This is a genomic window from Dyadobacter sp. BHUBP1 (assembly GCF_050587785.1).
Lineage (GTDB): Bacteria > Bacteroidota > Bacteroidia > Cytophagales > Spirosomataceae > Dyadobacter.
In genome coordinates this window covers 125,763-140,639 of the sequence record NZ_JBOBIH010000011.1, presented here as the reverse complement: position 1 = coordinate 140,639, position 14,877 = coordinate 125,763, and the positions used below count along the sequence as shown (strand labels likewise).

Annotated in this window: 12 protein-coding genes and 1 pseudogene; 9 read left to right on the top strand and 4 right to left on the bottom strand. The window is 45.3% G+C overall.

Translation table 11 applies throughout. The annotated features are described in order from the left end of the window. Positions 1 to 292: 292 nt before the first annotated feature. The gene (locus tag ACQ4MZ_RS28770; RefSeq protein WP_430851119.1) at positions 293 to 1,030 is read right to left on the bottom strand and encodes a helix-turn-helix transcriptional regulator; all 738 of its coding nucleotides are present in this window, start codon (positions 1,028 to 1,030) and stop codon (positions 293 to 295) included. A 1,612-nt stretch (positions 1,031 to 2,642) separates the two neighbouring features. Between ACQ4MZ_RS28770 and ACQ4MZ_RS28765 the strand changes: the two genes are divergently transcribed. The 3 genes from ACQ4MZ_RS28765 to ACQ4MZ_RS28755 are packed head-to-tail and all read left to right on the top strand — an operon-like array spanning position 2,643 to position 3,839. Beyond that, complete coding sequence (locus tag ACQ4MZ_RS28765) at positions 2,643 to 2,960, top strand: transposase (RefSeq protein ID WP_430851117.1); 318 nt, start codon at positions 2,643 to 2,645, stop codon at positions 2,958 to 2,960. Between the two features lie 53 nt (positions 2,961 to 3,013). Next, positions 3,014 to 3,544 carry a DDE-type integrase/transposase/recombinase gene (locus ACQ4MZ_RS28760; protein WP_430851149.1) on the top strand — a complete coding sequence of 177 codons (531 nt, stop codon included), beginning with the start codon at positions 3,014 to 3,016 and terminating at the stop codon, positions 3,542 to 3,544. Next, complete coding sequence (locus ACQ4MZ_RS28755) at positions 3,513 to 3,839, top strand: transposase (RefSeq protein WP_430851115.1); 327 nt, start codon at positions 3,513 to 3,515, stop codon at positions 3,837 to 3,839. Before ACQ4MZ_RS28760 ends, ACQ4MZ_RS28755 begins: the two co-directional genes overlap by 32 nt. Positions 3,840 to 4,082: 243 nt before the next feature. Here the strand turns inward: ACQ4MZ_RS28755 and ACQ4MZ_RS28750 are convergent. The 3 genes and pseudogenes from ACQ4MZ_RS28750 to tilS form a co-directional block, all read right to left on the bottom strand. Continuing rightward, positions 4,083 to 5,311, bottom strand: a pseudogene (locus tag ACQ4MZ_RS28750) (IS256 family transposase). A gap of 535 nt (positions 5,312 to 5,846) precedes the next feature. Beyond that, entirely contained in the window at positions 5,847 to 7,187 is a 1,341-nt protein-coding gene (locus ACQ4MZ_RS28745) for a hypothetical protein (protein ID WP_430851113.1), read from the bottom strand. Positions 7,188 to 7,456: 269 nt separating this feature from the next. Next, on the bottom strand, positions 7,457 to 8,785 hold the full coding sequence (gene tilS, locus ACQ4MZ_RS28740; RefSeq protein WP_430851111.1) for a tRNA lysidine(34) synthetase TilS: 1,329 nt from the start codon (positions 8,783 to 8,785) through the stop codon (positions 7,457 to 7,459). A 112-nt stretch (positions 8,786 to 8,897) separates the two neighbouring features. Here tilS and ACQ4MZ_RS28735 point away from each other — a divergent pair, with 112 nt between their 5' ends. The 6 genes from ACQ4MZ_RS28735 to ACQ4MZ_RS28710 all read left to right on the top strand — a co-directional run bounded on the left by ACQ4MZ_RS28735 (position 8,898) and on the right by ACQ4MZ_RS28710 (position 14,868). Further along, entirely contained in the window at positions 8,898 to 10,508 is a 1,611-nt protein-coding gene (locus tag ACQ4MZ_RS28735) for an OstA-like protein (RefSeq protein ID WP_430851109.1), read from the top strand. A 204-nt stretch (positions 10,509 to 10,712) separates the two neighbouring features. After that, positions 10,713 to 11,303, top strand: coding sequence for a T9SS type A sorting domain-containing protein (locus ACQ4MZ_RS28730; protein ID WP_430851107.1), 591 nt, complete (start codon positions 10,713 to 10,715; stop codon positions 11,301 to 11,303). 75 nt (positions 11,304 to 11,378) lie between these two features. After that, on the top strand, positions 11,379 to 12,302 hold the full coding sequence (locus ACQ4MZ_RS28725) for an outer membrane protein assembly factor BamD (protein WP_430851105.1): 924 nt from the start codon (positions 11,379 to 11,381) through the stop codon (positions 12,300 to 12,302). A gap of 48 nt (positions 12,303 to 12,350) precedes the next feature. Beyond that, entirely contained in the window at positions 12,351 to 12,662 is a 312-nt protein-coding gene (locus ACQ4MZ_RS28720) for a DNA-directed RNA polymerase subunit omega (RefSeq protein WP_015814652.1), read from the top strand. Between the two features lie 86 nt (positions 12,663 to 12,748). Further along, positions 12,749 to 13,957 (top strand): bifunctional phosphopantothenoylcysteine decarboxylase/phosphopantothenate--cysteine ligase CoaBC, encoded by a 1,209-nt coding sequence (coaBC, locus tag ACQ4MZ_RS28715; protein ID WP_430851102.1) that lies wholly within the window; start codon positions 12,749 to 12,751, stop codon positions 13,955 to 13,957. Further along, entirely contained in the window at positions 13,942 to 14,868 is a 927-nt protein-coding gene (locus tag ACQ4MZ_RS28710) for a DUF4835 family protein (protein ID WP_430851100.1), read from the top strand. Before coaBC ends, ACQ4MZ_RS28710 begins: the two co-directional genes overlap by 16 nt. The last annotated feature ends 9 nt before the right edge of the window (positions 14,869 to 14,877 follow it).

Here is a 14,877-nt window from a genome sequence, read left to right as displayed (position 1 = left end):
AAATGTATATGTAAGTAAACCAGTTAGGATCAGAGTTTCCCCTAGGGATAAAATGGCCATCAAAGACTCAATGGATGTAGCTATTCTATCAAATTATGCAGGCGTATCGAAAATCTGACGCTGGTGTCTGCATCATTATTTTACTAAATTCACTTCCTGAAATCTCTCAATCATCTCCCAATTTGTAATTTTACTGCGAAAGACGTTAAGACCTAGGGTAGGCGATCCAAATAATTGAACGGACATGAATCAACTCAGAACATACAGCGATGAGATCTACAGCCTATGAAAATTAGATAATGTGATGTCTGAGAGCATAACTTATGACCGCACCTATATTATTTACGTTAGTCTTTTCTATCATCTTTTGTCTATGGGTGTTTACGGTATGACAGCTGATATAAAGTTGTTCAGAAATATCTCTACTTGTCTTTCCCTGGCATATCAGCTTCAAAATCTCAGTTTCCCTTGCCGTAAATTTCACTTTTCCCTTCCCTTCTGGTTGCGAAGTTGTTTTTCGAGACTTATGTTGATGTACCAAGTCGACGAGTCTCGTATTCAAATCTCCAAAATTAGATTCGGATTCAAAAAACAAACAGCTTATCACTTCTCTGGGATAGCCATTAGCATCTTGTCGAAAGATCCAGCTGTGCTCACGAACATGCACACATCCACCAGAATAACTAATAACTCGGTAATCGGATATTCGGAAACAACTCATCGATCGCCCTTCTAAAATTTTATCAATCTCGCTGTAGAAATGTTGAACACCGTCAGAAACACGATTGATGTCCTCTGCATGAATAGTTGCCTCATGCATAGAAAGACCATTATGCAAATAATCTTGCCAACAATAGCCAGAGTATGTGCTGATATTTTTGGTTAAAAAACTAAAGCGTTTACAATCTCTGTCGACAATCCAAGTTACACATGGAAGAAATTCAAAAACAGCAAGCAAATCGGACCATAAGGACGCGTCCTCATTCTGGAAAGCGTCGGCAAAAACAGGCAATGTTAGGACTTTTTCCATTTTGTCGTTCACAGGGTTTGTCTAATCATCAAGCTAGTTCACTAACCGACATTTAACAAAACTGCTCCTTTAAATTTATTATACGGTATTGCCGGAAGCTCGAATCGCAATGGTCACATGTAGCAACTTTAGGCTTTAACGGTTCGTACCCCTGAAAGGCCAACTTACCGATTTTCAAGTACCCTAGGGTACTTGAGCCTCCGATGCTACGGACATACGAATCTATCTAATAAATCCAAAGGGGGCAAAGGCTCTGCTGACCGACAAGTGAACTAGTATCATAGTGGTAAAAGTACCTGAGTAGGGTGTGATCTTTACGGAGATCGGATGTCGGATTAAAGGCAAATCTGCTAACAGACAGAGTAGAATTTTCTAGGTCCTATCAAAAAACCATGACCGCAAGATCTTCCATTTTAAGGAGTCATCCAAATTAGTGTGAACTTCCAGTCGGCAAGCTAGCGACTTTAAGTGACATCCAAATACAAACACACTTGGCTGATACGACGACTTGTGAAAGTATTTCCTTTATTGTTAGTCTGGTTAGAAAAGACTGCTCCTGTCATATGCTCCCCTATATCGTGAAGGGAAACTCAAATTAAAAACGCCTCCTGAATACAGGCGACCTTCACTAGCCGCCAATCTCTGTTATCTTTGGCATTAGATAATATCTTCACTCACACGTTTCGTACCCTAGGACGGTTTTGCGCAAAAATTCACATTTAGAATGTGAGCGATGATACACTTGCCGATTTCTAGTACTATTCATGCTAATCACTGACCCTTAAATTACTCGTTTATGGCTCGGAATTGCGGACGATTTTGATCTCTTTGTTGAAAATTTCCATGAATCACGCAAGGCCTTTTGAAGTCAAAAATCAAGGTATTAACTTTACAAAAACACAGAATTACTACTCATTGATAATCAACCAGTTAAAAGAATAGCATTTATCGGGTTTTTTGACGCCTCGCGCATCGTGGAAGGGAATTTTAAGAAATCTGCATTAAACTGATTTTCAGAACGTTAACAAAACCGTTCGAATCTCTCTCTCTGCGAAAAAAGCTTCAAAAACCCTCAATGCATACAGTATTGAGGGTTTTTCTTTGTGAAATGTATTCGAATTCGTAACATTTTGGCTCTCTCATCGTAGCACTAAACGTGCTTGGCATGGCTCCCTTCGACTGGTTCACTAAACTATGGCATTGGCTTAAAACCCTTGATCCAGGAATTGGAGTTCTTGTGTGCGTTGCCGGGGCCGCCGTCTTCTCCCTTTTGGGTGGAGTATATGCATACCGTGGAGGTTTAGAGCAAGGGCGAAAGGACGATATTTTGTCAGGGAAGGTCGATCGAGGCAATGCAATTGGAAAAAGAGCAACTCCATTTTAGAAGACCTTCGCAAAAGGGATAAGGAACTCGAATCCGAAGTCAAGCTACTGCGAGAGGACAATCAAACTTTGAGAAAAGCGAGCATTGTTATCAATGACAACATAACCGGCGGAAGCAGCACTTGCTATTGGGAGTTCGTCCCTAACGAGTCTGATGCGCATGCTTCCTGAGGTGGCTCCGAAAAGCGGGACACATTTTTGCTGAACATGATGCAAAATGAAAGACCCAATGTTCGTAAAAACTCGTCGGAGTTACGATCCTGAATTCAAACAAGAAGTGATCAGAATGCTCGTTTCGGGCCGAAGCGCCAGGGAAACTTCGGAGGCTTTTGGAATTGCCGAGAATGTTCTCTATCGTTGGAGAAGAATGGCAACGAAAAAGACAAAATCGAACAGCGGCGAAAGTGGCAACGATAAAGCAGCGAAGCTAGCTGCGGAAGTTGCTAAGCTCCGTGCGGAAAATGAGCGCCTGAAAACTGACCGCGAGATCTTAAAAAAGGCATTAGGTCTCTTGAGCCAGTCCAACTCAGGGACGTCTATGAGCTGATATACTCGCTTTCTCGGACGCACAAGATCAATTATTTGTGCTCGCTTTTTGAGGTGAGCAGGACAGCATACTATCGCTATCGTCAAGGGAAGAGCCACAACGCTGATAAAAAATATAACCGGCCAAAGCATGAAATTCGGAAGGAATTTATTCAAAACTTCAAGCGATACGGTAGTAGGCGTATTAGAGAATCCTCGAAGCAAAAGGGAATAAAAATCGGGCGTAGGAAGATTGCTGAAATCATGCGTAGAGAAGGATTGAGAGCTATTCAGCCTCCGAAATTTATTCCAAGGACGACAGATAGCAGTCATGGGAAGCGGGTGTCTTCGAATCTTTTACTGAATCAGCCCAAGCCAAAGGCCCCAAATTGTGTGTGGGTTTCCGACATCACGTATTTGCCTCTTAAAGGGGGCAAATGGGCGTATTTATGCGTATGGATGGAGTTGTTCTCTCGTCAGGTAGTTGGCTGGCAATTGGCTGATAATATGCAGGAAAGCCTCGTCCGGGACCCATTGGAAGGGGGCTCTTTTGAGGCGCAGGGTAAAGCCCGGGATGATCATACATCGCCGGGCGACCCCGTCTGATCGTGGCGGGCAATATCTGTCGCACAGAATGAAGAAATTAATAAAGACTTTTAAGCTGAAACAGAGTATGTCCCGCGCCGATGATCCGTACGATAACGCCTCGGCCGAATCGTTCTGGAGCAGATTGAAAGCAGAGTTGAATATGCCGAAAGGTGGTTATGAGAGCCTCGAACAGTTAAAAACAGTCCTATTTGAATACATTGACGGATATTACAATACAAGAAGATTACATTCCGCTTTAAACTATCTGAATCCGGTAGCTTTCGAAGCCCAATACTATAGACAAACGGGATAAGATTTGTCGTTTTAAATATTTACTAACCCGCAAAAGTGTAAACCGAAACGGAACCACGTCATACGTTTTTCTGAAACAGAAGGAGAATTCCCACTTAGGGAAGTAGAAATACATATCGTCAACAATATTATTATGGTCAATCCCGAATTTTATGTGGAGTTCCTCTTTCAGATCAAAATGTCGTGCGATGGCTTGGGACTATCGCATTAACTGTGTAAACTTTCAATCGGGGCTGGGCAGAGCTTAAAGCCTGACCCTGTCTTCAAAAATAGTTAAAACCTGATCGCCGAAGCGACTGATTCAGGATCATGCCCCAATTCCGAATGGGCATGGTCCATTTTTTAGAAGCCTCTCTGAGCGCCAGATAGACGGACTTCAATACTGCTTCGTCATTGGGAAATGACAGCTTGTTCTTAGTGTACTTCCTAATCTTGCCATTCAGGTTTTCGATCAAATTGGTGGTGTAAATAATCTGCCGGATTTCCAATGGAAAATCAAAAAATACGGTCAGTTCATCCCAATTCTGCCGCCAACTTTTAATGGCGTAAGAGTATTTGCTATTCCATTTCGATTCCAGACTTTCCAAGGCAACCAGAGCTGCTTGCCTGGTGGGAGCGGCATAGATATCCTTCATGTCGCGGCTGAATTCTTTTTTGTCTTTCCAGACCACGTAGCGACAGCTGTTGCGAATCTGATGGACGACGCAGATTTGGGTAGCAGATTCTGGAAACACAGACCGGATCGTTTGGGTAAAGCCGTTTAGATTGTCGGTGGCCGTGATCAGAATATCCTGCAATCCGCGGGCCTTCATATCGGTTAATACGCTCATCCAGTAGGCCGCAGACTCGCTTTTACCCAGCCACATGCCCAAAATCTCCTTGTAGCCATCCCGTTTAAGACCGACGGCGATGTAGATTGTCTTGTTGATGACCTTGCTGTTTTCGCGCACTTTGAAGACAATCCCATCCAGCGGTCCGCCGCCGCGGCCAAACAATGAGGTAGACTGGCTCCAAAGGTCGGTTTTGCCAGCTGACAATATCCTCAGCTATCCGGGAGGTAATGCGGCTAATTGTAGAAGCCGAAACATCAAAATTGTAAACATCCTTGATCTGCTCTTCAATGTCAGAGATGCTCATTCCCCTAGCGTACAGCGAGACGATTACCTCTTCGATGCCATCAACCATACTTTCCCGCTTGGGGACGATCATGGGATTGAAGCTGGCGTCCCGATCTCGCGGCACACTGATCTCGGCTTCGCCATAGCTGGTCCTAATCTTCTTTTTGTCGTAGCCATTACGTGAATTACTGTTGGCCGATTGTTCGTGCTTGTCGTAGCCTAAATGCCCGTCCAGCTCACCTTCGAGCATCTTCTCGATGCCACGCTTCTGCAAATGGCCCAGGAAGTCATTGAGCGCGTCGCGGCTCTTGAACTGCTTTAAAAAATCATCCGTTAAAAGATCCTCTGGTCTCATAAGCTGTGTTTTGTTAAAAATAAAAAATCGGGATCAGTAACCCCGATTTTTCACTTACACAGTTTTTGAGATAGTGTCGATGGCTTTGTTTATGTCGGCTAGTTGACATTTCAAATTAGCAACAGCATTTCTATTGAGTGTAAGTTCCGAGCGAACCTCATTAAGCCGTTGAGTTAACCAAGCCTTTCTTCCCAAACATTCCTGAATTTGTCGTAAGCTATTGCCATAACCCACCGCCCATTCCCTATATGCATGCGTGTTCAATAACTTTTGAAAAAGGAAAAACGGAGGCTTTTGTTCCTTAACCTGAGCCAACACGCTTTCCAGGAGCCGAATTAAATTATCCGTTTCCCTCATTTGCTCTTTCAAATCACTTTCCTCACCGGACAGCGCGCGAATAGCATCTTCTGTTTTATTCAGTTCAGTTTCTAGTCGGCATTTTTTTGCTTTATTATCTTGGTATGCCGGATATTCATTATGGAAAATGCCGGCTTTTCGTTTAAATAGTTCGAACCCGTCAATTAGTATTTTCAGTTCATCTTTTGTATCGTCGAATTTTTTGTTTGTATATAAATGTCTGATCGCTATCCGGGGCCCTATAAATACTCCAAAGCATATCCTGAAAGCCGGGAATAGATTTCTCGGTGTCACCCAACCAAAACTTCCATTTGAAATCAGCCTTGTTTTGCGCGTTGCCAAGTGCTGCACTTAGTACGCCCCAGCTCTCTCCTTCAATGAGGCGCCCGGAGTATCGGGCAAAATGATCAGCGTCGCTAAATTCCACCCGATCTATCTTCTCGATCGACGGCAGCGCCTTGGTGATGTTCTCAACGGCTGTATTGTTATTGCTAGCCTCCACAATACCACTGTCACATAGCGAATCGGTCGTTACCCTAAAATATCCGCTAAAACCTTCCTCCCTTTCAATCCGTGTAAATTGTGCAAAAAGGTCATCCGGACCTGTCGTCATCAGCATTATGGCTCTTTTTACAACAATTTCGGCGGCTCCGTCTTGTAGTTCGCCGATGGCTACGTTTACGGCTCCCGCCTGGGCAGTATATAGACCATAGGCCGTTTTCGCCGGCCAACGTCCCATCGGTATAAAATCAGGCGAAATGGTTTTGCATAGAAGAGGCCTATTTACAACCAGGTCATCCCGGCCTTTCTCGTCCACTGTAACACTGAGGTATTGTTTAAATGCCTCCCCGTAGGCAGACTCGCCTTGTTCAATAAGCTTGTTCAGATCGTTGAGATAAAAACTGTTCAGAAAGCTAGTATCAGGCTCTGCATCCTTAGGCACTTCTTTAGCAATAGCAAAAACTTGTATCGGGATGTTATTCCAACCCTTTGTAATATCTTTCAAAAATCTTATTTCCTGTTCCAGTTGTCGCCAGGTTACAGATTCCCCTTTCCTTTCCGATGTTTCGTCAACAAATGGTGGAATATTATAGCGTACTTCAAAATCCGACTGAGCATCAGCTATTTTCTCTGGAACAGCTGCTAAACCTGCGTGATCTTCAAGACAATTTATCCCAAACATAAACGCCGCAGGGATGTAACTTTTGGGATCGGGGCGTCCATCCTCATCCAGCAACAACGCTGAAAAACAGGTATCTCCGACAATCGGCTCGTCCCAATCCGTCGGCATTTCTGCTACCTTCAGCAATGCTTCGATATTACCTGCAACTTCCTTTTTGGGTATTTTACCGAAAAGCAAAGTATAGCGCCATACATTTGTTTTTGGGTTGCGCAGCGGTTTCCTGCTTTGCCATGGAAAAGCAGAATTGGGTGTTAGGGCAAAAAAATCCTTATTGAAATCCGGCAGATTGAATACCTCAACATTGCGCCAGAAATTCAAAATATCCTGCTGTTTCAAGTCTGCTTCTATTAGTCCTTTATTTGTTTGTATAGAGAATTTGTATCCGAACCGCAACGCCATGGAGTCTACCTTAGCAGTCCAATGCAACCATAATGTGAGCCCTGACTTCGCTAATTTATAATTAATTCTCTACCATTATGACAATCGTCATTTTTCCTCACAAACTTCCTCACGTTCTTGCACATGATAGAACTAACCGAGTAATATTAGGATAGAAATTCGTGGAAAAATGGCAGGGTTTATGATCCGGCCATTTTTATTTTCTGTTACTTGAAGGAAATCACAAGGATATTGCTTGTGGCAGCCGTGGTTTTAAACCGCTCGTCGGCACGGATTCCCACCACCCAGACAATTTCGCCACTACCATTAAGCAGCACGGCGATCTTTTCCTTTTCGAAAAGGTTAACTTTGTTGTCGATCAGTAAATCGCTTACCTTTTTCCGTTTACCGCCCATTCCGAAGGGGTGGAAGATGTCCCCTTGCTGCCATCTCCTGACTGTCAGGGGGAATGAGAGCAAATCCGAATCGACCGCGATCGTTCTACTGTCGAAGTGGACTGAACTTCCGGCCGGTAATACTTGCAAACTGAACTTCGCTCCATGCCAGTCCAATGTTGCTCCCGGTTCCTCGATGGTCAGCGTCTCAGGATCGGAAGTTTGAAAAGATGCCTTTAATATCAGGTAGTCTCTGTCGACAAGCAATATGTGCGTTGGAGAGAAAAAGCGCTTCCCCGGGATTCCTTCCAGCGACGCAATGATGTTACGCAGCTGGCCGTATTGAAAGCCAAAATCTTGCAAAATGAACCACAGGCGGTAAGCGGGCTCCGCTTCGCCCAATATATCGGCGATCGGTATACGAAGGATACCAGCCTCCTCCCCAACAACTTGCGTTTTCCATCGCTCTAAATGTGCTTCAAGCAATACATTGGCCGCCCGGAGCCGCTCTGACGAAACATTAAATGTACTTTCCAGGGAGGGATTCAACTCGGCCAGGACCGGGATCACGTGATGGCGGATCTTATTCCGGGAGTAATCGTCTGTTTCGTTACTCCTGTCTTCCCGCCATTCAACGGCGTTTTCAGCAGCATATCGGTTGACTTCCGCGCGGTTTGAGAGCAACAGCGGACGGATCAGATGACCGTTGACAGGCCCAATACCCGTCAGTCCCGCTAGGCCGGTTCCCCGTGCGAGGTTGAGGAGCAAAGTTTCCAGCGAATCGTTCGCGTGATGTGCGGTGGCAATCCACTTGTAACCGGACTCACTCCTGATCTTCTCGAACCACTCGTAACGCAGTGCTCGGGCTGCCATTTGAGTTGAAATGGAAACACTTTTTGCGTAGTTTTTAACGTCTGGCCTTGTCACAAAAAACGGAAATTTGTAACGCATAGCCAGTTCACGCACAAATGCCTCATCACCATCCGACTCCTCACCTCTCAAACCAAAATTACAATGTACAATGCCCGCCGGAAGTCCCAGAGTATGAAACAGATGGGCCATTACCACAGAATCCACCCCACCGCTGACGGCGAGCAAAGTCGGCTGTCGTTTCAGATCCGGCGTGTGTTGGTTAATAAAAGTTAAAAACGAATCCAACATGAACCTGCGAATCGGATTTGGTGTACTTTTGAATAAATGAGAATGGATTTATCTCTTCGTCCGGATGGCAACGGGACAGGATCCAGCCAAAGGTAAGAGAAAGAAAAGCAACATGAACAAAAAAAATAGTGCGGGAACCTGCAACCCTTTTAAACTTTTCGGCGTCATCAATATCAAAAGAAATATATTTCAACTGACGTTCTTTGCCTTACTGATTTTTTCGCCTTATCTGTTCGCACAGAAAGCATTACCTCAGGCGCAGCCTATTCCCAGTGATAACCTGGTGGAGATCCTAAAGTCTGACGAGCTGGAAATTATCAACGAGCCCGGCGACGATTCGCGGCGGGTCACAAACGGCGTTTTCAGGCACAAGGGAGCACTTTTATACAGCAACCTTGCTATCCAGCACATCAACTCCAATATGATCGAGGCATTTGGCAATGTCAAGATCGTACAGGGAGACACGATTACAGTAACGGGGGATACGCTCTATTATTACGGAAACACCCGGCTCGCAATCGTAAGTGGAAGGAAAACAGTCTTGAAAGACACCAAAAAAACGTTGACAACCCGGAAAATCGAGTACGATATGGCCAATGGAATGGCCTATTACAAGTTGCCAGGCCGGACCGTCGACGAGGAGAATGTGCTCACCAGCAAGGAAGGAGTTTACAACACCAGCACCAAAGAATTTACGTATTACAAAAACGTAAAGCTGGTGAACAAAAAATACACGCTCACGACCGATACACTGCTCTACAACTCGATCACCAAATGGTCTTATTTCAATGGCAAGACCAAGATCGTGAACAAGGACGGCACGGTCGTAGGGACCCGGGGGCAGTACAACACGGAATCGACGCAATCAGCATTTCACACGCGCACGACGGTCGATAACGAAACGTACACGCTCACGGCCGATTCCCTGGTAGTCGATGGGAAATCGAATGACGGCAAGGGAAAAGGAAATGTGGTGATCGTTGCTAAAAAAGACAAAACCGTATTGAATGGCGACGAGGGATACTATTGGAAGACAAAAGGTTATTCCAAAATTTTTGGCCATGCCTATGTCAGAAATGTGGTATCCGAAGACACGCTCTACATTCGGGCCGACACGCTTTACTCTTTCGAGAACTCGCGTGACAGCACCCGGAAGCTGATCGGAGATCGCAATGTGTTTATTTACAAATCCGATTTCCAGGGAAAATGTGACTCGATCACCTACGACACGGCCGATTCAATCATCCGTTTCTTCCGCAAACCGATCCTTTGGAGCGATCAGCATTACCAAATGGAAGCCGATTCAATCACGGCATTCCTGGTCAGCAATGAGATCAACAGAATGCTCCTCAAAGGAAAATCTTTCGTGATAACGGAAGACACGCTTGTGAAGCAATTCAACCAGGTGAAGGGAAGGACAATCAACGCCTACTTCCAGACAGGAAACAAATTGAAGCAGGTTTTGGTAGACGGCAACGGGGAAAGTGCCTACTATGCAATAGATGATAAGCAGAAAAATATCGGTCTGAACAGGGTCGAATGCGGGAGAATGAACCTGCTTTTCGAAGACAATCGCATCCGGCGGATCGCATTCATCGGGAAACCAGACGGGAAGTTAATCCCCCCTTCGAAAATAAAACCCGCTGAGAGGCAACTGGAAGGTTTTAACTGGCGTATAGCCGAGAAACCGACGAAAGCCAAGACGACCTGGCAGGAAAAATAGATTTTATCAGAAATTACGGCGGTGTTGGCTATCGGCATGATTTTTTACCATACAAAAATAAAGTTACCCGGTCGCACAATATATTTTGAATATACAATTATTTCTCTATATTTTTGTAGCGTACTTTTCAGCTAAAAAAACACATAACGCATTAGTAAAAAGTATCCGATTGCAGCTATGAAAAGAACTATACGTTTTATATATATGATTTTAGCCTTGGCCCTGAGTATTCAAGGGTTACAGGCCCAAAGTGTGTCGGGGGGAAGCCGCCTGAACATGGTAGGCAAAAAGAAGGCCCCCGCAACTCAGAATATCAAATTCTCAAACTTTTCAAGTGGTGTAAGCTACAAGCCACTGACTTTGCAAAATCCAAAAGCGCTGAATAGATTCTACACTTCGTTTCTTTTTGCATCCGCCAATCCGGCAGAGAACAGCACACTGGCTGTCGAAGTCGCCGAAAAAGGCAGTGAAAAGAAATCCCCTGCAATGGAGGCTCAGTTAAAAGCAGAGGAGCTTTTGTTCGTCAATGACAAGATTTCGGTCTCCAACGTTTATCCAAACCCTGCGAGTGAATATGCCGAAATCGATTTCACGATCAATCCGGGCCTGCGCGACGCGAAACTGACTTTTTACAATGTGCTCGGTTCGCAAATGCAGGAGTTTACACTCAATAAAAATGATCGTAAACTGCGGATAAACACAAGGGACATGGCTACTGGCCTGTACTTCTACCAGTTGTCCGTTGACGGCAAAAAAGTGGCCACCAAGAAAATGCTCGTTCGCCATCAGCAATAGGCTAACGTTTAACACTATATCAGCTACGCATTCGTTATGAATCGTGTAGCTTTTTTTATTACCTTTGCAGTTAATATGCGAAAAAACAGTCCGGCAAGCTATTTCTTGCTATTCATTGCAATCCTTGTTGTTACTTCCTGCAGTAAGTTCTCCAAGTTACAGAAGACAGGTACGGATCAGCAGAAATACGATGCTGCCATGGCCTATTACAAAAAGGCGGACTATTACCGCGCAGGACTGCTGTTTGAAGAGCTGATTCCGCTATTGAAAGGAAGTACCGAATCCGAGCTTGCGCAGTTCTATTACGCTTACTCACAATACCATCAGGGCCAATACAATACGAGCCAGTTTCTCTTCAAGAAATTTTACGATACCTACGCACGTAGTGATTACGCGCAGGAAGCATTATACATGCACGCATTTTCGCTGTATAAAGACTCCTCGCCCTACAACCTGGATCAGACGAGCACTTTCACGGCAATCTCGGCCATGCAGGATTTTATCAACACGTATCCCGATAGCCCTTTCCGCGAAGAATGTACCCGTTACATCCTTGAATTAAGATCTAAACTCGAAAGGAAGGCCTACGAGCGCGCAAAGTTGTATCATAAGATCAGCGACTTTAACCCGATGTCGCTTAAATCGGCGGTTATTTCGATTGAAAATTTCCGCAAAGACTTCCCCGACTCGCAATACAATGAGGAGCTTGCGTTCCTGAAAGTAGAATCCCAGTATAATCTGGCTTCTAACAGTTTCAGTGATAAGCAGAAAGAAAGATATCAGGATGTTGTCAAGTTCTACCAGGAGCTTGTTGATAAATATCCGACCGGCAGATATAACCGCGACGCCGAAAAAATGTACGACGACAGCCAGAAGCAGATCGAAACAATCGCCAAGGTGGAGGCCGAACGTCAGAAACTGAAAGAAGCTCAACCGGACCCGGCTACCAAACCGGCTAAGGTTACCACGCCGGCTGTCAATACACCGAACGGTCAATAGCAGGCACCATTTATTTTGTTTTAAGAATTTAAACTATATCAGACCATTATGGCAACGAATCCATCGATCATTACCCGTGATACAGACAAGATAGCGGCGGTAACAGGTAACCTGTATGAATCCGTATCGGTCATTTCCAAAAGGGCTCGCCAGATTTCCAGCAAAATGAAAGAAGAGCTGAACAATAAACTGGCTGAATTTGCCTCCGGTGTGGATAACCTCGAAGAAGTGTTTGAAAACAGAGAGCAAATCGAAATTTCGAAATTTTACGAGCGTATGCCTAAGGCAGGGAGCATTGCAATCGATGAGTTCATCGAAGGCAAAACTTACCACAGCTACCGCGACGCCAGCGAAGAATAATACAATCGCATTTCCCAAAGCCCGCCATGAATCTGATTGATGGCGGGCTTTTTTCTTTTTAACTTTACAATCAAAACCTTGTAAAATTGAATCTGAAAGGTAAAAAGATACTGCTGGGTATTTCGGGTAGTATTGCCGCTTATAAATCTGCGTTGCTGGTACGGCTGCTTGTAAAGGCAGAAGCAGAGGTTCGCGTGGTAATGACCCAGTCCGCGACGGAGTTTATCACGCCGCTGACGTTGTCAACCCTTTCCAAAAATCCTGTTCTTACCTCATTTACCAAAAATGAAACGGGCGAATGGAACAACCACGTCGAACTCGGACTTTGGGCTGACCTGGTCATTATTGCTCCCGCCACAGCAAAAACGCTCTCTAAATGTGCCAGCGGCCATTGTGACGACTTGCTTACAGCCATCTACCTTTCGGCCCGATGCCCCGTATTTTTCGCTCCTGCGATGGATGTGGATATGTTCAAGCATCCCTCCACTCAGCATAATATCGAGAAACTTGTTAGCTACGGAAATAGCTTCATTTCGCCGGAGCACGGAGAACTGGCTAGCGGACTGATCGGCGACGGAAGGTTGGCTGAGCCGGAAAATATCATCAAAGTACTCGAAGCACATTTCTCCCAAAGGCCCGCTGCCCGCTCGAAACGCGTGCTGATTACCGCTGGCCCGACGGTCGAGCCGCTCGATCCGGTACGATTTATCAGCAACCGCTCTTCGGGCAAAATGGGGTATGCCATGGCAGAGGCCTTCGCGGGCGCGGGCGCGTATGTAACGCTGGTGAGCGGCCCCACGCATCTAAAAGCGTCCAACCCTAATATCCGGCTAATCGCTGTCGAAACGGCCAACCAGATGTTTAATGCAGCTAAGGAGAACTTCGAAGCCAATGACCTGATCATTTTCGCAGCAGCAGTAGCCGATTACACACCCCGACATGTAGCGGAACAAAAAATCAAGAAGCAGGGCGAAAGTATGTCGCTGGACCTCGCCAAAACAACCGATATTGCAGGAACCCTGGGTGCCATGAAACGACCTGGGCAAACGATCATCGGTTTTGCACTCGAAACGGAGAACGAACTGTACCACGCCGAGGATAAGCTGATCCGGAAAAATTTCGATTACATTGTTTTAAATTCGCTCAACGATCCTGGGGCAGGTTTTGCACACGATACCAACAAAATAACCGTTATTGACAAGGACAAAAATGTGCAGCGTTTCGACCTTAAATCCAAGGAAGAGGTCGCGCAGGACATTCTTAATATCGTACTAGCCAAATGGAGCGAAGCATAAAACTACTGATCCTGACTGTTCCGCTGTTATTAGCGGTGTTCATGCAACGTGCATTCGCGCAGGAATTCCAGTTTACAGTCAATCTCAACTATGAGCAGTTGGTAGCGCAACAAAAGACCGACCCGCAGTCGATGAGCCAGTTGCAGACCTATATGAATGATTTTCTGAACAATACGCGCTGGACTAATGACCAGTTTGCCAAGGAAGAGAAAATCAAATGCAAGCTCAATGTGAACCTAACCCGCTCGTTGGCACAGGGAAATTATGAAGGCAATGCGCAGCTGGTCGTCTCCCGCCCGGTTTACGGTTCCACTTACGAGACTGTGCTTTTTACGTATGTCGACAAGAATTTCACATTTACCTATCTACCCAGCACACAGCTCTATTTTAATGAAAACAGCTATACAGAGGAGCTTCCCTACATCCTGGCATTCTACGCCAACATCGCGCTGATTTTCGATTATGACTCATTCAGCAAAATGGGTGGATCACCGTATGTGCAAAAAGCATTCAACCTGGTGAACCTTGCGAGAAATTCCTCTCCCAACAAGCGCGGCTGGGACTCTAATGGCGACTCCAAAAACCGCTACTGGCTAATCGAAAACCTTCAAAGCCAGCAGTTCACCCCATTCCGCGAAGGGATGTATAAATACTACCGCCAGGGACTGGATGTAGCAACGCAAAACCCCGCTGAAACCCGTGCAAAAGTGCTTGAGTTCCTGAATACCATTAAAGAAGTTAATCAGCTCCGTCCGGCAAGCGTAGTGATCAACTCTTTTTTTGATGCCAAATCAGATGAATTGTATAAAATAATGATTGAGGGGCTGCCGGAACAACGCACGCAAGCCTACACGCTGTTGGTTAATCTTGACCCTTCAAAAACCCAGCTCTACCAGCGGCTATCCATGTAGTACATTATT

Bases quoted from the DNA above. Each gene is read 5' to 3' on its own strand.
- ACQ4MZ_RS28770 (WP_430851119.1), bottom strand. From the start codon at position 1,030: ATGGAAAAAGTCCTAACATTGCCTGTTTTTGCCGACGCTTTCCAGAAT.
- ACQ4MZ_RS28765 (WP_430851117.1), top strand. From the start codon at position 2,643: ATGTTCGTAAAAACTCGTCGGAGTTACGATCCTGAATTCAAACAAGAA.
- ACQ4MZ_RS28755 (WP_430851115.1), top strand. From the start codon at position 3,513: ATGATCATACATCGCCGGGCGACCCCGTCTGATCGTGGCGGGCAATAT.
- tilS (WP_430851111.1), bottom strand. From the start codon at position 8,785: ATGTTGGATTCGTTTTTAACTTTTATTAACCAACACACGCCGGATCTG.
- ACQ4MZ_RS28735 (WP_430851109.1), top strand. From the start codon at position 8,898: ATGAACAAAAAAAATAGTGCGGGAACCTGCAACCCTTTTAAACTTTTC.
- ACQ4MZ_RS28730 (WP_430851107.1), top strand. From the start codon at position 10,713: ATGATTTTAGCCTTGGCCCTGAGTATTCAAGGGTTACAGGCCCAAAGT.
- ACQ4MZ_RS28725 (WP_430851105.1), top strand. From the start codon at position 11,379: ATGCGAAAAAACAGTCCGGCAAGCTATTTCTTGCTATTCATTGCAATC.
- ACQ4MZ_RS28720 (WP_015814652.1), top strand. From the start codon at position 12,351: ATGGCAACGAATCCATCGATCATTACCCGTGATACAGACAAGATAGCG.
- ACQ4MZ_RS28710 (WP_430851100.1), top strand. From the start codon at position 13,942: ATGGAGCGAAGCATAAAACTACTGATCCTGACTGTTCCGCTGTTATTA.